Annotated in this window: 12 protein-coding genes; 7 read left to right on the forward strand and 5 right to left on the reverse strand. The window is 67.5% G+C overall.

The features are described from left to right. Positions 1–63: 63 nt before the first annotated feature. Entirely contained in the window at positions 64–1,866 is a 1,803-nt protein-coding gene (locus BRADO_RS29235; RefSeq protein WP_012029815.1) for a long-chain-acyl-CoA synthetase, read from the reverse strand. Between the two features lie 177 nt (positions 1,867–2,043). On the opposite strand from BRADO_RS29235, the gene BRADO_RS29240 reads away from it, so the two are divergent. Then, positions 2,044–3,033 carry a tripartite tricarboxylate transporter substrate binding protein gene (locus BRADO_RS29240; RefSeq protein ID WP_012029816.1) on the forward strand — a complete coding sequence of 330 codons (990 nt, stop codon included), beginning with the start codon at positions 2,044–2,046 and terminating at the stop codon, positions 3,031–3,033. Positions 3,034–3,057: 24 nt separating this feature from the next. Here BRADO_RS29240 and htpG read toward each other — a convergent pair whose 3' ends face one another. Both htpG and BRADO_RS29250 read right to left on the reverse strand, forming a co-directional pair. Beyond that, a complete protein-coding gene (gene htpG, locus BRADO_RS29245) occupies positions 3,058–4,926 on the reverse strand; it encodes a molecular chaperone HtpG (RefSeq protein WP_012029817.1) in 1,869 nt (622 codons plus the stop codon). A gap of 280 nt (positions 4,927–5,206) precedes the next feature. Continuing rightward, positions 5,207–5,701: a MarR family winged helix-turn-helix transcriptional regulator gene (locus BRADO_RS29250; protein ID WP_012029818.1), complete on the reverse strand. Its 495-nt coding sequence runs from the start codon at positions 5,699–5,701 to the stop codon at positions 5,207–5,209. 130 nt (positions 5,702–5,831) lie between these two features. On the opposite strand from BRADO_RS29250, the gene BRADO_RS29255 reads away from it, so the two are divergent. The 5 genes from BRADO_RS29255 (at position 5,832) to BRADO_RS29275 (ending at position 9,781) form a co-directional block, all read left to right on the forward strand. Continuing rightward, on the forward strand, positions 5,832–6,374 hold the full coding sequence (locus BRADO_RS29255) for a VOC family protein (RefSeq protein ID WP_012029819.1): 543 nt from the start codon (positions 5,832–5,834) through the stop codon (positions 6,372–6,374). A gap of 39 nt (positions 6,375–6,413) precedes the next feature. Then, positions 6,414–8,051: an FAD-dependent oxidoreductase gene (locus tag BRADO_RS29260; RefSeq protein ID WP_012029820.1), complete on the forward strand. Its 1,638-nt coding sequence runs from the start codon at positions 6,414–6,416 to the stop codon at positions 8,049–8,051. After that, complete coding sequence (locus BRADO_RS29265; RefSeq protein WP_012029821.1) at positions 8,048–8,242, forward strand: DUF2783 domain-containing protein; 195 nt, start codon at positions 8,048–8,050, stop codon at positions 8,240–8,242. Before BRADO_RS29260 ends, BRADO_RS29265 begins: the two co-directional genes overlap by 4 nt. 346 nt (positions 8,243–8,588) lie before the next feature. Beyond that, positions 8,589–9,242: a membrane protein gene (locus BRADO_RS29270; protein ID WP_012029822.1), complete on the forward strand. Its 654-nt coding sequence runs from the start codon at positions 8,589–8,591 to the stop codon at positions 9,240–9,242. A 128-nt stretch (positions 9,243–9,370) separates the two neighbouring features. Next, on the forward strand, positions 9,371–9,781 hold the full coding sequence (locus tag BRADO_RS29275) for a hypothetical protein (RefSeq protein ID WP_012029823.1): 411 nt from the start codon (positions 9,371–9,373) through the stop codon (positions 9,779–9,781). Between the two features lie 655 nt (positions 9,782–10,436). Here BRADO_RS29275 and BRADO_RS29280 read toward each other — a convergent pair. Beyond that, on the reverse strand, positions 10,437–13,610 hold the full coding sequence (locus BRADO_RS29280; protein ID WP_012029824.1) for an efflux RND transporter permease subunit: 3,174 nt from the start codon (positions 13,608–13,610) through the stop codon (positions 10,437–10,439). Continuing rightward, positions 13,603–14,604: a multidrug transporter gene (locus BRADO_RS29285; RefSeq protein ID WP_041757111.1), complete on the reverse strand. Its 1,002-nt coding sequence runs from the start codon at positions 14,602–14,604 to the stop codon at positions 13,603–13,605. The genes BRADO_RS29280 and BRADO_RS29285 overlap by 8 nt, the downstream gene beginning before the upstream one ends. Positions 14,605–15,389: 785 nt before the next feature. Between BRADO_RS29285 and BRADO_RS29290 the strand changes: the two genes are divergently transcribed. Continuing rightward, on the forward strand, positions 15,390–20,606 hold the full coding sequence (locus BRADO_RS29290; RefSeq protein ID WP_012029826.1) for an ATPase AAA: 5,217 nt from the start codon (positions 15,390–15,392) through the stop codon (positions 20,604–20,606). Positions 20,607–20,620: the final 14 nt, after the last annotated feature.

Below are 20,620 nucleotides of genomic sequence, written 5' to 3' on the forward strand. Positions count from 1 at the left end.
GACCTTCGCGATACGTTTCGAGACCACTGGTAAATGCACCGCGTCGCCTATGATTAAAATCATCTACAAGCGGATCTCTCCGGTCGCGATCTGCGCATAGAGGGCGGCGTCGAGCGGGCGGTAGGCTCCAGTAGCGGCATCGCGCATGTACATTGGCGCTGAAACGACCGAGGGATCGAAGCCGTCGTGCATCAGCTGCTGTTTCTTCTGCTTGAACGTTTCGGTGGACTGCAGCGAGGGCGTGATGCGCAGCGCGACCGGCTGCGCATAGGCCGGCAATCGGCGCGCAAGCTCGGACGACAACCTTGCAAGATCGAAATCCTCCGTGACGACGAGCGCCGCCATGCCGGCCCGACCATCGGTGCCCGGCACTGCGACACCGTAGGTCGAGGCTTCCGCGACCCCCGGGCATTGCAAAATGGCTTCGTTGACCTCGCTGGTCGCGACGTTTTCGCCTTTCCAGCGGAAGGTGTCGCCGACGCGGTCGACGAAGTAGAAGAAGCCCTGCTCGTCCTGGCGCATCAGATCGCCGGTGCGGAACCACGCGTCGCCCGGGGCGAAGACATTGCGCAAGATCTTCTTCTCGGTCTCCGCGCTATCCGTGTAGCCCTCGAAGCGACCGCCGCCGTCGTCGGCCTTGCCGATGCGCCCGATGGCCTCGCCGATCTCGCCGCGCGAACATGGCAGGCATAGTCCATCGGGCCCGCGCAGAGGCGCGCGACGGTCCTCGTCGAGCCGGATGAGCGACGCCGGAAAGCGATGCGCGAGCAGCGACGGCACGCGACCGACCGAGCCCACTTTCCCTTCGACATTGTAAAGCGAGAAGTTGCCCTCGGTGGCCGCATAGAATTCCAGCACCTGCGGGATCGCAAAGCGCGTCTGGAACGCCTTCCAGACGTCGCCGCGCAGGCCATTGCCGCAAGCCAGCCGCAAGTGATGTGCTCGATCGAGATCCGACGCAGGTGCCGCCAGCAGATAGCGGCAAAGCTCGCCGATATATTGCACCAGCGTGCAATCATGGCGGACGATATCGCGCCAGAACTGACGCACCGAGAACTTCTCAGCCAGAACCGCGGTTCCGCCGGCGCGCAGCATGCTGCAGGGCGCGACGATACCGCCGACGGAATGATAGACCGGCAGGCAATCGTAAAGGCGATCGTCGGGACTGGCCCCGGTAAGCCCCGCAAACCAGCCGCCCCAGTTCAGGATGCGGCGGTGGCTGATGCTCGCTGCCTTGGGCAGGCCGGTGGTGCCGGACGTATAGATTAGAAGTGCGCGGTCGTTGATCGTCACGCCGGATCGCTCGCTCTGATCAAGCGCATGCGTGTGCATCGGAGCCAGCGCGGCGTCGAGATCGCCGCCATGTATCCAGACTGGGGGCGTGCCTGAAATCAGCGCTTGGGCAGTCGCATAGGTCTCCCGCAACTCATCCGACAAGATGACATGCGCCGGCTTGGCCACGTCGATGCAATGCGCGAGCGAGGCGCCGACGAGGTTGGTGTTGATCAGCGCGACAACGCCGCCCACGCGGCTGATCCCGAGCCACGCGGCCAGATAGTCCGGCCGGCTCGGCATGATCAGCGCAACGGTTTCGCCTGAGCCGATGCCTTGGGCGAGCGCCCAGCGGGCATATTGATTGATGCGCGCGGACAGCGCGGAATAGCTGAGCGTCCCGCGATCGGCGATCAGCGCCGGTCGCTCCGGCTGCTTCGCCGCCCACTCCTCGATCTCATCGGCGAACAGCCGCGTCGGCTCGGCCTCGATGCGCGCGGTCAGCTCGATGGCCCTCAGCCAGATCTTTGCTGCGGATGGCCGCGGAGCGGGCCTCATGAGTTCCGCAGACCGATCCGCGCGCTCGATGTTCATCACTGCTACCGCCTCGAGTTCGGCGTGGTTATAGGCGGCGGCGCCTGACTGACGGTTAACCGGAACGGTTAACCGCCTGAGAGCCTGGCGGGATTCATGCGAATATGGCCTTTTACGAAGTAATCGCAAATACCGGTTAGGTTGCATCTCCCTGAACGTGCCAACGCGAAGGCCGGCATGCCCGACGACACGACGATCACCCGACGTGCATTGCTGCAATGTGCCGCCTGGAGCGCCATCGCCGCGGTGGAACCGGCTGCGGCGGCGGAAGCCGAAGCTCCCTATCCTGCCCGCCCCGTCACCTGGGTCATCCCCTTTGCGCCCGGCGGCGCGACCGGCCGCCTGTCCCTCCTGATCTGCGACCGGCTGACCCGGCGGCTCGGCCAGTCCTTCGTGCTCGACCACCGCCCCGGTGCCGGCGGCAACGTCGCGACCCGCAGCGTCGCCAATGCCGCGCCTGACGGCTACACGCTACTGGCGACCTCGACCGCCAACATCATCCACGCCTCTTCCGGCGCCGCGCCCGACGCGGACGGCGAGCTCGTGCCCGTCGCCGGCATGGCGCGGATGCCGCTCTTGCTCCTCGTCAACAAGGAGCTGCCGGTCAAGTCGCTGCCCGAGTTCCTGGCCTATGCGAAGGCCAACCCGGGCAAGCTCAGCGTCGGCTCCGCCGGTCCCGGCACCGTCCAGCAGCTGTCGGCCGAGCTGTTCCGCATGCTCGGCGGCATCAGCTGGTCGGTCGTCCATTACCGCGGCTCGGGCCCGGCGCTGACCGACCTCGCCTCCGGGCACATCCACGCGATGTTCGACAACACCGCCTCCGCGACCGATCTCTTGCGCAGCGGGAAGATCCGCGCCCTGGCCGTCTCCACGCGCGAGCGCCTCGACAACTTTCCGCAGCTGCCGCCGGTCGCCGACGTTCTGCCGGGGTTCGAGACCTCCGGCTTCTACGGCGTCGCGGCGCCGCGCGGGACACCGCAGGCCATCGTCGATCTGCTCAACCGCGAGATCAATGCGGCGCTGGCCGATCCGGCGATCGCCAGGGAATTCACCGAGGCCGGCGCCACGCCGATCACCGGCGACAGTCAGATCTATGCCTCGACCTACCGGGCCGAGGTGATGCGCTGGCGCAAGATCGTCGCCGCGCAGGCGAGCGCCACCCGATAGCGGCGGCGCCTGCCGTAGTCCGTCTCACGCGGCCACGCCCTGCAGCACGAGCCGGTTGAGCCGCGCCGCGAACGCCGCCGGATCCTCCGGCAGTTCGCCGTCGAGGATCTGCGCCTGCTCGAGCAGCAGGAACGAGAGATCGTCGACCTTGGCCTTGTCGGCCGCCGCCTTGGCGACGGCGACCACCAGCGGATGGCGCAGGTTGATCTCTAGGATCGGCTTGGTGCGGGCGCCGCGTGCCTGCTGCGAGAGAATGCGCTCCAGCTCGCGGTCCGGCCCATGGCTGCCGGCCACCAGGCACGAGGCGCTGGTGGTCAGCCGGGTCGAGACCTTCACGTCGGTGACGTGGTCACCGAGGCTCGCCTTGATCAGCGCGATCGTGTTGGCCTCGTCGGCAGCCGGCTTGGCCTCGTCCTCGGCCTCTTTCTCGGTGACCGGGATCGGATCGAAATTGATGTCGCCCTGGCTCAGCGACTTCAGCGGCTTGCCGTCGAACTCCAGCCGCGCCGAGGTCCAGAACGCATCGACCGGATCCGTCAGCAAGAGCACCTCGACGCCGCGCGCCTTTGCGGCCTCCAGCCGCGGATTGGACTTCAACCGCTCGATGCTGTCGCCGACCAGGAAGTAGATCTCGGTCTGGTTCTCCTTGAGCCCCTCGACATACTGCTTCAGCGGGCGCCGCTCGCCCGAGGTGGTCGTGAAGCGCGACAGCGCCAGCAGCTTGTCACGGCGCTCGAAATCCTCGTAGAGGCCTTCCTTGATGACAGCGCCGAACGCGTCCCAGATCTTGTCGAAGTTGGCCGCGTCCTTCTCGGCAAGCTGCTCCAGCTCGCTGATCACGCGCGTCGTCACCGCCTTGCGGATCTGCGCCAGCTGCGGATTGTTCTGCAGCATCTCGCGCGACAGATTCAGCGGAAGATCCTCGCTGTCGATCACGCCGCGGATGAAGCGCAAGTACGCCGGCATCAGATCGGCGTCGTCAGTGATGAAGACGCGACGGACATAGAGCTTGACCTTGCCCTTGCGCGCCGGCTCGAACAGGTCGAACGGCTTGGTCGAGGGCGCAAACAGCAGCACAGCGTAGGAGTAGCGGCCCTCGGCGCGATAGTGCAGCGTCATCGCCGGTTCGTCGAAGGCGTTGGCGATCGACTTGTAGGCCTTGGCGTAGTCTTCGGCCGACAGCTCCGACTTCGACCGCTGCCACAGCGCGCTCGCCGAGTTGATCTGGCGCGGCTCGCCCTCGGCCTGCACTAGCATGATCGGGAACTGGATGTTGTCGGAATAGGCGGTGACGATGCGCTCGATCTCATAAGTCTCGAGATATTTCTTGGCGTCGTCCTTGAGGTGCAGCACGATCTCGGTGCCACGCGTGACCCGCTGGGCGTCCTCCTCGGAGGCCGGTGCGACCTCGAAGCCGGCGCCGCCCGACGAGGTCCAGGTCCAGACTTCGCTGCCGCCGGCGCGGCGGCTGATCACGGTGATGCGGTCGGCGACCATGAAGGCGGAGTAGAAGCCAACGCCGAACTGGCCGATCAGGCCGGTGCCGTCCTTGGCCTCGGCGAGCTTCTGCACGAACGCCTTGGTCCCGGAGCGGGCAATGGTGCCGAGATGGTCGATCAGCTCATGGCGGTCCATGCCGATGCCGCTGTCGGCGATGGTCAGGGTGGTGGCTGCCTTGTCGGGAATGATGCGGATCTGCGGCGGCTCGCCGTCGCCGATCAGCTCCGGCCTGGCGATCGCCTCGTAGCGCAGCTTGTCACAGGCGTCGGAGGCGTTCGAAATCAATTCGCGTAAAAAGATGTCGGTCTCGGAGTAGACCGAGTGCACCATCAGGTGCAGCAACTCGGAGACTTCGGCCTGGAAGGAATGGCTAACGGTGGCGGTGTCGGTCATCGTCGTGCGTTGGCCCGTGCTTGCAATGAAGGTGAGACCGTCGATATAGCGCGGCGACGGCGTCGATCAAGCCTTCGATCGCCCCCTGCCAATGCTCGTTCCGTCCGTATTGGCCAAGCTGTCACCTGGGCTCCGCTGTCATCGCCCGCGAAGGCGGGCATGACGGCTGGGGTTGGAAAGCCGGCTTGCCTGTTCCCAACCCCAGCTGCTGCGCGGGCGGCTGCCGGATCGCGACTTGCGCGTATTTGACGGTCACAGGTCCCCGGGAAGCGGCGCTCCATCATGCCGGCCGCTCCGTGGCGTCCAGCAGCTTGTCGATGACGGCATTGAGGGTGGCGACTTCCTCCCGGGTCAGCGCGTCCAGCAGATCGGCCTCTCGCGCCAGCGCATGGGGGACGATCTTGCGATACAGCGCCCGCCCCGCGGCCGTCAGCGTCACGATCCGCTCGCGGCCATCCTCCGGGTCGCGGCTGCGGCTGACGATGCCGCGGGCCTCCAGGCTCTGCATGGCGCGGCTGACGTTCATCTTGTCGAGCGTCGTCAGCCGGCCGATCTGCTTGGTCGGCAGCCGCGGCTGCTCGCCAAGCGCCGCGAGGATCCGCCATTCCTGCCGCGACAGCGCGAACCGGTCGGCATAGACCTCCGCCACCGCCAGCGACACCTGCTCGGCGAGCCGCGCCAGCCGATAGGGGAAATAGCGCTGCAGCCGAAGCTCGCGCGCGGGCACGCCCTCGCCGTCCCTCCGGTCGCTGGTCTCGTTGGCCGCCTTCGTCATCGCTCCCCCTGCCCTCTCCGCTCGTCTCTCGCGACCGCCAATCCGACCCCGCCCGGGTTGATCTGGATCAAAGCCGCCAGATCGTATCATCTGTTACTATCATGCCAACAACGATCATGGGAGGACCATCATGCAGATCGAGAAGATCCATCACGTCGCCTATCGATGCGTCGACGCCAAGGCCACTGTGGAGTTCTACAAGAAGGTCCTGAACATGGACCTGCTCGGCGCCATCGCCGAGGACAAGGTGCCCTCGACCAAGGCGCCCGATCCCTACATGCACATCTTCCTCGATGCCGGAAACGGCAACATCCTCGCCTTCTTCGAACTGCCGAACTCGCCGCCGATGGGCCGCGATCCGAACACGCCGGAATGGACCCAGCACATCGCCTTCCAGGTCAAGGACATGGACGAGCTGGAAGAAGCCAAGGCGCGCGCAGAGGCCGCCGGGCTCGAGGTCGTCGGGATCACCGACCACACCATCTTCAAGTCGATCTATTTCCATGACCCGAGCGGCCACCGCCTGGAGATCGCGACGTGGACCGCCACGCCCGAGCAGATCACGCGGATGAAGTCGGTCGCCCACGCCATGGTCGACGAATGGGCCACCACCAAGAAGCCGCCGCGGCACACCGCCTGGATGCACGAGAAGGAATTCGCGAGCGCCGACTGAACGAGCGTTCCTTCCCGTCACGCGCCAGACGAGGCCGCCATGAGCAACTATGTCTATCCGAGATTTCCCTACATCCGCTCGACCGAGCAGGCGAGCGGCGAGACCCGCCGCCATCCGGTCGTCGTGATCGGCGCCGGGCCGATCGGCCTCACCGCCGCGCTCGATCTCGCCGCGCGCGGCCAGAAGGTGGTGGTGCTCGACGACAACGACACCGTCAGCATCGGCTCCCGCGCCGTGTGCTACGCCAAGCGCCCGCTGGAGATCTGGGACCGGCTCGGCTGCGCCGCGCCGATGGTCGACAAGGGCGTGAGCTGGAACATCGGCAAGGTGTTTTTCCGCGACCGGCTGTCCTACCAGTTCGACCTGCTGCCCGAGCCCGACCATCGCTGGCCGGCGATGATCAACCTGCAGCAATACTATCTCGAGGAAATATTGGTCGATGCCTGCAGCAGGAGCCCGCTGGTCGACCTGCGCTGGAAGCACCGGCTGGTCAGCCTCAAGCAGACCGACGACCACGCTGTGCTCGCGTTGGAGACGCCGGACGGCATCTTCAGCATGGAAGCGCAATGGGTGATCGCCTGCGACGGCGCCAATTCCGACACCCGCCGGATGGTCGGCGCCGAGTTCAAGGGCCAGTTCTTCCAGGACCGCTTCCTGATCGCCGACGTCCGGATGACGGCGGAGTTTCCGACCGAGCGGTGGTTCTGGTTCGATCCGCCGTTTCATCGGGGACAGTCGGTGCTGCTGCATCGCCAGTCCGACAACATCTGGCGGATCGACTTCCAGCTCGGCTGGGAGGCCGATCCCGACGAGGAGAAGAAGCCCGAGCGCGTGCTCCCGCGGATCCGCGCGATGCTCGGCGACGGCGCGGAGTTCGAGCTCGAATGGGTCTCGATCTATCAGTTCGCCTGCCGGCGCATCGACAATTTCCGCCACGGCCGCGTGCTGTTCGCCGGCGATGCGGCGCATCAGGTATCGCCGTTCGGCGCCCGCGGCGCCAACACCGGCGTGCAGGATATCGACAATCTCGCCTGGAAGCTGTCGCTGGTGCTGCGCGGCGAGGCGCCGGAAAGCCTGATCGACAGCTATCACGAGGAGCGGGCCTACGCGGCCGACGACAACATCCTGAACTCGACCCGCGCCACCGACTTCATCACGCCGAAGACGCAGGTCAGTCGGCATTTCCGCGACGCCGTGCTCGACCTCGCGCAGCATCACGCCTTTGCGCGGCCGCTGGTCAACAGCGGCCGGCTGTCGACGCCGACGCCCTATGTCGCATCGTCGCTGAACACGCCCGACGGTGCGCCGGACAGCGGCGCGATGACGCCGGGCACCAACGCGGCCGACGCGCCGGTGCGGATCGCGGGACAGCCAGGCTGGTTGCTGAACAGCCTCGGCGCCGGCTTCACCGTGCTGACGTTCGACGAGACCGTAACCGCCAACGAGACCAGCATTGATGGCCTCGTGGCGCGCGTGCTCGTCGCAGGCCGCGACATCGCCGACACCAAGGGGCTGCTCGCGCAGCGCTACGGCGCGGCACCCGGCACGACCTATGTGTTCCGCCCGGATCAATACGTCACCGCCCGCTTCCCGCAGTTCGAGGAGGCCAAGATCGCCGCGGCAGTCCGGCGCGCCTGCGGCAGGTCCGGCGTGGCCCAGCAGGAGCTTGCCGCATGAGTCTGACCCTCACGCCGAACATCAGCGATCCCGACGACTTCTATGCCGAGCTGATCGGCAGCCAGCGCGAGCTGAGCGAGGACGAGGCGCTGCGCATGAACGCGAGGCTGGTGCTGCTGCTCGCCAACCATGTCGGCGACCGCGCGACGTTGAGCGAGGCGATCCGGCTGGCGCGGACGCCGGGCGGGTGACGCAGGCGACAACAAGGCACCCCGCCCCCTGTCCCCGTGTGAAGAACGGGGACAGGGGGCGCGGCGTGCTTGTGGCGCGAACGCGAAGTATTCGCGGGCTGCATGGGCGGTGCAGGGTTGCAGATCGGGAAGAATGGCGCGCATTTGACATGGATCAATGACCGGGACCCTGCCGCCGAGGAGGCTGAACGGATGCGTCTGGCGCGACGAATTGCCAGTTTGTTGCATCTGCAACAAATAATCTCTGAAGCCGGCCTCTTTCATTGTGACAACATCATAATGTCACGCCACCTTCACTGAGGCTCTCTACGTCTCCGCCTCGTTCCACACACGAACGGGGATTCGCATGCCGCGCTACTACAAGGTCCTGCAGACGCAGCGCTTCGACGACTATCGCTACTATCATCAGAGCCGGGTCAATCAGACGCTGCACCTGGTCAGCGCCGTGATCTTCCTGGTCTGCTACGCGCTGCTGTTCAAGGATCCGGCGATGGCCGGCCTCGTGGGCTGGCTGGCGATGCTGACGCGGCAGACCGGGCACTTCTTCTTCGAGCCGAACGGCTATGACCACGTCAACGACGTCACCAACGACTACAAGGAAGCGGTCAAGGTCGGCTACAATCAGACCCGCAAGATCGTGCTGCTCACGGTGTGGGGCCTGGTGCCGGTGGCGCTGTTCGCCTTCCCGACCATGTTCGGGCTGTTCGACGTGCCGGCGAGCCGGATGGAGTTCGTCCGTCACGTCGGCGTGCTCTGGCTTACGGTCGGCGTCGGCGGCGGGCTTTTCCGCGTCATCCAGCTGTTTGCGACGCAGGATGTCGCGACCGGCCTGATCTGGGCGTTCAAGGTGTTGACCGATCCGTTTCACAACATCGCGCTGTACTGGACATCGCCGCTGGCGCTGCTGCGCGGGGAGCTGATCGACCCGACCATCAAGGACGCCGCGCAGTGGGGCGCCGCCGAGGAAGAAGACGCCGAAGAGGCCGCGCATCTCAGCTGATGCGCCGCGCGCGCTGCCACTGCCCGTCGCGCGGGCGGTGGAACTGCGCTGGACGTTCAACATCATGGAACGACTTCCCTGCTGCGCCGTTGCGGCCTCAGTGCTGGTGGTGCCTTCAGGAGCTTTCCATGTGTGACTACAGCCTCCATACTGTCTCCTCCCGTGATGCCAAGATCGACGACGTGCTGGTCTCCTGTCGCTTCCCCGGCACGGAGACCCGCGGCTTCTCGACGAAGGACGATCCCTTGACCGCGGTGTGCCTGCGTCCGGGCACCGAGCTCGCCTTCGAGGGCGACGTCCGCATCAAGGGCCTGTTCTTCCGCCGCAAGGTCGGCGCCCATCTCGCCCGCTTCCGCCAGGTCGACACCAACAAGCCGACCGAGCACCACGACGCGCTCGAATTCTCCAACGGCCGCATCGTCAAGGTCACAGACCTCGCCGCCGGCCAGCGCGCCCGCGTGCTGCAGATGCCGGCCGATCCGGCGACCAAGCGCACCTCGACCCCGGTGACCATCGAGCTGCGCGCGACGCAACTCTGAGACCCTCGACCAGGACGGCGACGGCGCCCTATCGGCGCTGCCGTCGTTCGTCATCGCGTGATGAGCGCGACGGAGGTTCTCGCTCTTTCCGCCGCCGAACGATGATGTGGTGACGCTGCGATCCGGCATGCGTGCGCTCGCGATCCCGCGGCAGCATGTGCCCGGGTGTTACGGCCGTCAGCCCTCATGAAGCGAGAGGGCGCGGGGAAGGCCGGGTGCTGACCACGGCCTATGGCCCGCCTGCAGACAAGAAAGCAGGCGGCAGTCACCACAGGTCGGGCCACCAAGCGGCCTCCCCCGCGCAATGGTGTTACGGTGTCCTTCGTGCTCTCCCTGGGGATCGGCGTTCTTGCCCCCATCGCCCGCGCGTGCCGTCAAGCAACCGATCGCGGACTTGACCTCAGCGTCGAGAGATCAGGACCACACGACTTCTCCGTCCGTGCCGGCCTGTGCTCGTCTGGCACAGCCCCCACGTCCATCGCACCCCACCCCACGTTCGTGACGACGCGTCCGTCCCTCTGCTCGAGGCGGGATGGGTGGAAGAGAACCACACTTTCTGTTCACGCGCAATGCATTTATTTTTTTCAGAACATCGTCCCTGGCGCGCGGATGGGCGAGACGGAATGGCCGCTCAAGCCTGCGCGTTTCGATCGAATCAGGTGATCGGAACGCCTGCCTCGCGCGCCGATGGAACATCGGCGACGAAGCGCCCGAAGCGCAGGGCGAGCGTCGGCAGCACCAGCAGGTTCAGGACCATCGAGGTCAGCAGACCGCCCAAGATGACGATGGCCATCGGCCCTTCGATCTCGCGGCCCGGCTCGCCGGCGCCGAGCGCAAGCGGCAGCAGGCCGAGGCCGGTGACGAGCGAGGTCATCAGGATCGGCACGAGACGATCGGCGGCACCGGCGATCGCCGTCTCGAGCCCCCAGCAGCGCCCTTCCTTGCTGACGAGATGCTCGTAGTGCGAGATCATCAGGATCGAGTTGCGCAGCGCGATGCCGAACAGCGTGACGAAGCCGACCATCGATCCAAGCGAGAGCACGCTTCCTGTCAGCGCGACCGCAATCACGCCGCCGACGAAGGCAAATGGCAGGTTGATCAGCACCAGCACGAGGTTGCGCCAGTGCCCGGTGACCAGCGACAGCAAGAGCACGATGCCGATCGTCGCCAGCAGCGCGTTCACCAGCAGGTCGCGCCGCGACTTGGCTTGCGCCTCGGCGGCGCCGGTGAACTCGACATGCGCGCCCGCCGGCAGCTTGACCTCCTTGGCGATCTTGCGTTTGGCGGCCGCCACGAAGGATTCGAGGTCGCGCTCGCCGACATTCGCCGTCACCGTCTGCACACGCTGGCCGTTGCGATGGAGCACGACGTAGCGTCCGGCCGTGCCGTAGACGTCGGCGACCTGCTTCAGCAGGATGTAGGCGCCGCTGGGCGTCCGGATCGGCATGTTGCCGATCTCGGTCGGGCGCGCGCTGGCGTCGGGATCGAGCTTGACGATGACGTTGAAGACGACGTTGCCCTCATAGGCCTGGCCGACGACGTCGCCCTGATAGGCGGTGCGGATCAGCTCCAGCACTTCCACCGCGTCGAGGCCCCAGGACTGCAGATCGGTCGGGCGCAGGGTCACGTTGACCTGCGGCATGCCGGGCGGCGACTGCTGCTGGATGTCGATCGCGCCCCAGACCTCGCCGAGTTCGCGCGCGATGTCGTTGGCCGCGCGCTCGAGATCGTCGAGGTCGGGACCGAACACGTTGATGACGACCGCGGCATTGAAGCCCGACAAGGTCTCCTCGATGCGCTCGGTAAGATACGTCTTAATCGACAGGTTGATGCCGGCGAAGTTGGCGAGCGCGGCACGGATGTTCTGCTCGGCGCGCTCCTGGGCGTCGCCGGACAGGCCGGGCTTCAGGTCGACCTCGATCTCGCTGGAATGCGTGCCCGCGGTGTCGACGCCCGCCTCGGCGCGACCGGCATGCTGGGCGACGCTGCGCACCTCCGGCACCTCGCGCAGGGCGGCTGCGATCAGGGTGCCGAGCCGCAGCGATTCATCGAGCGAGGTGCCCGGCAGGGTCGAGACGTGGAGGATCAGATGGCCCTCCTTGAGGTCGGGCAGGAAGGTGCCGCCGAACAGCGGCACCAGCGCGGCGCCGCCGATCGTTACCAGCAGCGCAGCCGTCGTCACCAGCTTGGGGAAGCGGCTCAAGCCGCGCAGCAGGCGCTCGTAATACCGACGCGACCAACGCACCAGCGGCGGCTCGCGGCTGGCGCGCGGCTTGCGGCCGGCGAGCAGCATCATCGACAATGCGGGCGTCACCGTCAGCGCCACGATCAGCGACGCCACGACGGCCAGGATGTAGGCGATGCCGAGCGGGCCGAACAGACGGCCGGCGAGCCCCGGCAGCGCCAGGATGGGAACGAATACCAGCAGCACCGCGAAGGTCGCATAGGCCACCGCGCTGCGCACCTCGAGCATGGCGTCATAGACGACGCGCGCCTCGGGGCGCGGTAACGGCAGAGCGCGGTTCTCGCGCAGCCGGCGCACCACGTTCTCGACCCCGATCACGGCATCGTCGACCACCTCGCCGATCGCGATCGCAAGGCCGCCGAGCGTCATCGTGTCCAGGCTCTGTCCCATCCATTGCAGCACCAGCACGGCCGAGAACAGCGACAGCGGAATCGCGGTGCAGCTGATCACCGAGGTTCGCCAGTCGTAGAGGAACAGGAACAGCACGATCACGACCAGCGCGGCGCCGATCGAGAGAGCGAACAGCACGTTCTCGATCGCGGTGTCGATGAAGGTCGCCGGCCGGAACAGATCGGCGTGCAGCCGGACCTTGTCGCTCTCCAGCGCCGGCCGCAGCTCCTGCAGCGCGGCCTCCACCCGGGCGGCGACGTTGCGGGTGTTGGCGCCATATTGCTGGCTGATCATCATCATCACGCCGGGCTGGCCATTGATCAGCGCGCCGCCGATCGGCGGCTCCGGCGCATTGACGACGGTGGCGACGTCGCCGAGCACGACGCTGGCGCCGGCCTGGTGCAGCAGCACGGTGCGCGCCAGCTGCTCGGGCGTCAGCGACTGCCCTTGCGTCTGCAGGATGACACGCTGGTTGGCGGTGTCGACGAAGCCGGCGCCGCGCACGCCGGTGGCCTTGCGGGCCGCCGCGAGCACGTCGTTCATGCCGAGCCCGAACCGCACCAGGTCGTCGCTGCGCACCTGCACCTGCAGCGAGCGGATGTCGCGGCCGTAGGTCGTGACCTGCGCGACGCCCGGCACCGCGAGCAGCCGCCGGCTCACGGTCCAGTCGGCGATGGTACGCAGGTCCATCAGCGAGCGCTGCTCGGAGGTCAGCCCGATCGCGAGCACGGTTCCGGCCGCCGGCACCAGCGGCGTCATCGACGGCGCGCGCACGCCCTGCGGCAGGTTGGAGGCGATTACCGCGAGCCGCTCCGTCACGAGCTGGCGCGCCGTGAACACATCGGTGCCGGCCTGGAAGATCACGGAGATCACCGAGAGGCCCTGGATCGATGACGAGCGCATGCTCTCGATGCCGGGCAGGCCGTTGATCGACGTCTCGATCGCCTGCGTGACCAGCACCTCGACCTGTTCAGGGCTCAGGCCCGGTGCCTCGGTCTGGATCGAGACCTGGGGCGGCGCGAAGTCGGGGAAAACGCCGTACCGGGCGCTGCCGAGCGAGACCACGCCATAACCGAGGATCGTGCAGGCGAGCGCCAGCACCACGCCGCGGAAGCGGATCGCAAACGCGATCAGCGCCGCCTGCGGCCCGGTCACGGCCGCGCCGAAGCCCTCACGACGAAGTCCCTCAATCATCGTCGCCGCCGCGCAGCTCGCTCTTGGCTTCCTCCGACAACAGCACCTGCGCGCCGCGCAGGACGATCTCGGAGCCGGCCGGGATGTCCTGCACGACATAGTCGTCGTCGGACACCGGCTGGTCGGTGCGGATCGGATGCCGCTTAAACGTCTCCGGGCCGGCGCGCAGATAGACCCAGGCGCGGCCCTGCCATTGCACGATGGCGGTGTCCTCGACGAACACGCCGTCGAACGATTTGCCCGAGGGCACATAGGCGGTCGTGTTCATGCCGGGCAGCAGTCCGCTGTCGCCGGACGCCACGAAGTAATAGCTCACGCCCTGGATGCGCGGGTCCGTTCGCGTCGCCGGCGACAGATAGCGCAGGTCGATATTCGCATTGCGCGTCGGCGCCTGCGCCAACGCCGCGCGCGGCGGCTCGGCGAGCGTCACGCCCGGCGGCAGCGTGACCTGAACCAGCAACTGCTCGCGCTCGATCAGCTGCACCACCTGCGGCGAGCGCTCGATGATGCCGCGTCCGATCACCGCGCCCCATTCCTGCCGCGCGGTGGCCATCAAGGTCTTCACCTGCGACTCTGCGGCCGCCAACGCCGCCTGGTCGGTGCGGAACGTTCCCTCGGCGGCCTCGGCTTCCTTGCGCGGCATCGCCGCCGACTGCACCAGGTCGCGGGCACGCTCGAAGGCGAGCCTGGCGACATCCAGCTTCGCCTGCGCCGTCTGCAATTGAGCCTGGGCGTTGGCGTAGTTGTTGGTGAGCTCGGTCAGCCTGGCGACATCGAGCACCGTGCCGTAGGCGCGAAACTGTTCGGGATGCGATTCCGCCGACAGCACGGCCGTCTGAAGTCCGATCTGCTTCTGTTGCGTCGCGGAAAGCTTGACGGTGGCGGGCTCACGGCCGGCCGTTTCCGCCCGCGCGACACCCGTCCATGACGAGCCGATCAGCGTCAGCAGAATTGCACCGCACGCGGCCGCAGCTCTCATCGGATGCCAAACCATGCCGTGCGGCCCCATCGCCCGAGGAACGTCTGGACGACGTTGTTGTCATTGTAACAACAGCTACTTCAGCTTTTCCGGGGTTTCAAGCAGGCCGCTTTTCGGAGGCAACCCGCGGACGCGGCGAGAGGGCTCTCTCTGCCGTCGTTGCGAGCGAAGCGAAGCGATCCAGGGGCCATGCAAGAAACCCCGGATTGCTTCGTCGCTTCGCGCCTCGCAATGGCGAACATTGCGGTCGAGCTCCGCGGCCGAGAGCGCTGCGGTTGGTTGTGGCGCGCCGGGTTCGGGGTTCAGTCCGACCGGCGGCACCGCTGTGGCCGAAGCGCGGCCAAAGCCTCGCCTCACGGTGGAGATCGGATGTCCAATACGCGTCGGCATGTTTCTTCTTGAGCGTTAGAAGTATTCTTAGACATCTTCTACCGTATTCGCGCCGGCGCGGCGCGGGCCGCACCCGACGGCGCCGGCGCTCGACAAAAAACCAAGGCGCGCCGCTGGTTACAGGTGATTTCGCGATCGGGCCGCCCGGGACTTTTTCCCGAAATCGCGACGAGATCGAGAATCGTCACAATGCTCTACCTGTCGGGTCATTGATGTGACCTACCTTCGCCATACGCCTCCGCGACGAGTCGATTGTTCCATCGACGTCGCAGCGAGGAAAGCTTGTCCAGACTGAACCCACTGTTCGATCGCCCGGCGCGCCGTGATCGCGTGCACGGCCATCCTCGTCGGTCAGCCTCCCGCCATGCGCGAGCCGGAGTTGCGGCTGAGCCAAGAGAGGGATCTGCACGATGAGCCATCCGGTGCACATTCGCCCGAACGAGGCCAAGGCCACCGATCGCGGTGCCTCGCACGCATCCGGCAACGAGGGCGTGCGGCGGCTCGGCCCGCCCGCCGGCGTCTCAGTGACGGACAGCGAGGCGGCGCCGGACTCCGCGGCGCTGGACCCTTGGGACGCTCAGGCGGGCGACGCTCTCGGCAGCGGAGCGGCTGTCGAGCCGTTGCAGGCGGTGCTCGGCGGCCTGACAGAGATCATCCGCGCGAACCGGCAGCCCGATCATTTCGCGGTCGAGGATCATGGCGTCGTACTCGACCAGGCGGAGCTGGAGGGTCTTCCGGGCATGGTGCTGAACACGTTCGACATCGACGGCCCGGTATGGCTCGCCGTCGAGGCGCTTGCCGCGAGCGAGCCGCCGGCGATCGATGCCGATCTCGACGTCTGGGTCGAAGCCTCGTCGGATCCGGAGCGGCGCCCCTCGCCCCGCGACAGCATTCAGGTCACGGTCGACGAGATCGAGAAGAACCGCCTCACTTTCGCGCGCCATGCGCGGCCTGAGGATTTTTCGCCCGCGGCAACGCCCGGCGCCTGGACCGGGCGGCTCCGCCTCGAGCAGCGCCCCGACCTCGTCCAGCGGATCGAGCGCTATGTCGGCGGCGCGTGGACGGCCTGGGCCGACGCCGAGCGCCTGCGCCGGCGCACCATGGCGATCCATCATTGCCTGCGCGACATGGCCGCCTCGGCGCGCGCCGATAACGCGACCGAGATCATGTGGGGCATCGCGCTGCCCTCGTCCCGGCACGGCGTGCGTGATGCCGAACTGCCGTTGTTCGAGCGCCCGGTCGAGATCGAGATCATCGACCGGCCGGACGCCGAGATCCGGGTCCGGCCGCGTTTCGCCGGCGCGACCGTCAACATGCGGGCGCTCGAGGCGATCGCACCGGACGCAGCGTCCGCCATGCGCGACACATCCGACCGCCTGATCGAGGCGCTCGAGCAGCGCGGCGAGCTGTCGCCGTTCGCGCCGCTCGGCCTCGCGCAGATCCTGAGCGCCGCCGGCATGCAGCCACCGCGCGATCCGGACGCCGCGGACGCTGTCAATCCGGAGATCGCCACAGGGCGCTGGCTGCTGGCAGCGCGGCGACGGCCGGAGAGCCGCGCGCTGCGCGACATCGAATGCCTCAGGACCGCGATCGCGCATGCGCCACAGACCGAGAGCTGCCTGTCGGCCGCGGTGAGCGCGCTGGTCGCGCAGGCCGATGGACGAGCCCCCGGCAATGCGCGGCGGCAGCTTTCCAGCGTCGTCGGCGGTTCGGTCGACGTCGCGCCTGAGTCGAGGCCCGTCGTGGCGGAGCCCGGCGATCTGTTCTTCCCGCTTCCCGCGGCCGCCGAGGATGCGGAGATCGTGCGCGAGCTGTCCCGCGCGGACGGCGTCGTGGTCGACGCGCGGTCGGGCGACGATCGGGTGGCGGCGCTCATCAACGTGGTCTGCCACCATCTCGCGCTCGGCGCGCGCGTGCTCGTCGTGTCGAGGGACGAGACGGCGCTGTCGCTGCTGCACGCCCGGCTGCCCTCCAGCGTCCGCGAACTGACCATGAGTTCGACCGGCTCGGACAAGGACGTGCTCAGGAAGGCCGAGGCGCTGGCTGGCCGGCTGCAAGCGATCGTCGACACGGCGAGTTCGCGCGACAATATCGGACAGATCGGCCGGCTCGAGCGAGACATCATCTCGAAACGGGCGCAGATCGCGTCGCTCGACGATGAGATCGTCGACATCATCCGCCGTCACCTGAGGCTGACCGGGCGGCTGCCCGAGCTGCCGTTCGAACTGTTCGATGGATGGCTCGGTGAAGCCCACGCCTGGTTCACCGATCGTCCGAAACGTCTGCTCGACAGCGCGGACCCGCTGGTCGCCGCGGTCGACAAGGCGCGCGCGGCGCGGCTGCGCCTCGGCGAACGCATCAAGCATATCGATGACGAGCTGCCAGACGCCGCGGCGCTGCCCGATGCCGCCGCGATCATGCGCCTGCACGACGAGCTGCGACAGCAGGCGGGGCTGGCCTCGGGCGCCAGCCGCGACGAGGATCTGGCGCTCGACGCCATCGCGACCTTCGGGCTCGATGCGACCAGCCGCCTCGCCTCCGATCTCGACGCCCTGATCGCGGGCCATCAGGCCATCGCCGATGAGACGTGGCTCGCCAGGCTGTCGCCGCTCGGAACCAGCAAGGCTGACGCTCCCTCAGCGCTCGACAAGGTCGTGGTCTGGGCACGCGATGCCTCTTTCCAGCTGTCGCGCAGCGCTGAATTCACCAAGCGGCCGGTGCAGGTGCCGGTCGAGGCTTTCACCCGGCGCGATGCCATTCGCGTGGTCGAGCGGCTGGCCGCCGGCGAGGCACCGTTCGCGCGGTTCTCACCCTCGCGGCGCGGCTTGAAGGCTGCGGTCGAAGCCATCACCGTCGACGGGGTCGCGCCCTCGACGCTGGCCGATTGGCAATATGTCGGACGATTCCTGCTGTGGCGCCACGAGCTGCAGTCGCTGCGCGCGCGCTGGGCGGCGATCGCCAGCAAGATCGACGTGCCGGCGATTCAGCTCGGGTCGGCGCGGGCGTTCGACGATCTCGAACGCATCGTCAACGGCGTCGAGGCTGCCATCGTGACCGCTGCGCTCGCGGTCCGCAACGTGTCCGACGCTTGTCGCAAACTGTCGATGACGGAGAGCGATATCACCGCGATGCTGTCAGGCCAGCAGCGGCCGACGGCATTCGGCGCCGCCATTCGCAGCGTCATCAAGCGCGTTTCCGGACCGCTGGTCGAGCTCGCCAGGATCGGCGAGCTGTTTGCTGGCGCAGCCGACTTTGCCACCACCGTTCAGGCCGAGGTGCTGTCGCAGGTCGGCGATGCCGACGCGGAGCCGCAGCAGCTCGCAGCGCGCTGGCGCGAGATCGTCGCCACCATGGACGCGGTTCGCGTCGCCCGTGCGGACTACGAGCTGATCAAGACGGCATGCCGACTCGCGATCGCCGCAGGCGCGCCGAACCTGGCGAACCGGCTGCGATCCGAGCTCAAGGCGGACAAGGACGCGGATCTCGCCGATTGGGTGACGGCCTGGAATCAGGCCGTGCTGAAGCGCATCGAGAATCCCGAGCAGCGGCAATTGCTGCTTGATCTCGCCGGACAGCGCGCGCGGCTCGAGACGCGCTCGCTGGCGCTGTTCGAAGCCGTGATCGGCGCCCGCATGTCGCTGGGCATCGCGCAGAATGCGAGCGGCGCCGTCCGGCAATCGCTGAAGCGCTTCAGCGACACGATGCAGAAGATGGCATCGGCCTGCGCCGGTCCGACCGCGCGCCGCCTTCGGTCCACGGCCCGCAAATCGCTCGAGGGCTGGCTCGAGGAGGTGCCTTGTCACATCATGCCGGCGTGGCGAGTGGCCGAGCTCCTGCCGGCGCGGATCGGCACGTTCGATCTGCTGGTCGTTGATGCCGCCGCGCGCTCCGATCTGCGCGATCTGGCCGCGATGCTGCGTGCCCGCAAGGTCGTGATCAGCGACGCCCATCGCAATCCGGCGACCCGCGCCGACGGCAACCATCGATCCCGTAGCGATGCCAAGACTCCCAACAAGGCTCCCGACAAGGCCCCCAACAAGGCTCATAACAAGACTGCGCGCGGCCTTCCGCCGGCGCTGCGCTCCCTGCTGCAGCCCGACGCCTCGCTGCGCGATCTCGCCGAAATCCTGTTCCCGGAGCGCATCATCGCACTCCGTGCGCGCCCCGTCGCCGGCGCGGCGGTGTCGGTCGCGGCCCCGGTCCTGTTTGAGACCACCAGGTCTGCCGAACCGAAAGTGCCACCGCAGGCTGTGGTGGCGACGCCGAAGCGGCCGGCATCCCGGAACGCGACGCACACGCTCGAGGAGGAGATTGCCACGGTCGCGAAATATCTCTCGATGGCCCGCCGCTCCGGCGCAGACGTCGGCGCGATCGCAACGCGCGATCAGACGCGTTCCGACAGCCGCACAGCAGCGCCCAAGCCGTCGCCGGAGCTTCGCCTGCTGCGCCGGCGTCCTGCGCCTGCGCCCAAGCCCATGGCCGAGCCCAAGCCGGAGCCCGAAGTCGTCGCGGCTCTCGTTGTTCCACCCGCGCTGCCCGAGCAACCGGCGGTCGTAGCGCCTGTCGGAGCTGATCAGCTCGCGGCTGGCCCGATCGCCCCGGTCGAGGTGCCACCGATCGTCATCGAGAAGCCGGCGCAGATTGCGCCCGTCGGCACTGAGGAGAAGAGCGTCCTGGTCGCAGAGCAAGCCGATCGGGCCAACGCGTCGTCCGCGAACGCCGAACCGGCCAAGCCGATTGCGGCGATGACGCCCGCCCCTTCCACCGTCGCAGCCGAGGAGATCAAGATTCATGCATCGCTGATCGAGATGGCCTTCAAGGCGGCGGAGACGCCCACGCTGCCGCGCCGCCGGCTGCCGAGCCGGCGCGTGATGACGGTGGCCGCGGCCGGCCTGCTCGCAATCGTCGCCGTCTCCTGGGAGCGCGCCTCGCAATGGGTGCAGGTGCCGTTGAGCGATGCGACCGCCGCGTCGACGCTGCCGAGCGAGCCCGCACCGCGCAAGGTGAATGCCGAACGGATCATGCCGGATGGCAAGCCAGTTGCGTCCGCTGCTGCGGATGAGCATGCAACGGTCGGCATGAGCGTGCCGGTCAGCACGCCGGCACAGGCCTATCTCTATCACGAGGACCCGCAGGATCCGAAGGGCAAGCGCTTCCCCGGCAAGGTCACGTGGTCGCTGGAGCCGAGCAAGGGGCCGCGCGCCGATGCGTCGGCCGCGATCAAGGGTGAGATCGAGATCGAGAATGGCGCCAAGGTCACGATCGCGCTGCGGCGGAACACCGAGCTGGAGCTGCCGGCCAGCCACGTCATGGAGCTGTCGTTCAACTGGGCGGATCCGAGCGTCACGGGGCTCTCCAGCATGCGAGGTATCGGCCTGAAGGGCGAGGAGGCGGAGCGCGGCACGGCGCTGGTCACCCAGACCGCCAAGGTCACGCCGAAATACTTCATGGTCGCGCTGTCCGCCAACGAGGTCGATGCCAAGCGCAACATGATGCTGCTGAAGGGCAAGCAGTGGTTCGATATCCCGATCGTCTACGAGGGCGGCAGCCGGGCGCTGCTGTCGATCGAGAAGGGCAGCGAGGGCGAGCGCGTGTTCAAGGACGCCTTCGCCAGCTGGGGTCAGTGAGCGGATTTGCAGCG

It is taken from the genome of Bradyrhizobium sp. ORS 278 (assembly GCF_000026145.1).
GTDB lineage: Bacteria > Pseudomonadota > Alphaproteobacteria > Rhizobiales > Xanthobacteraceae > Bradyrhizobium.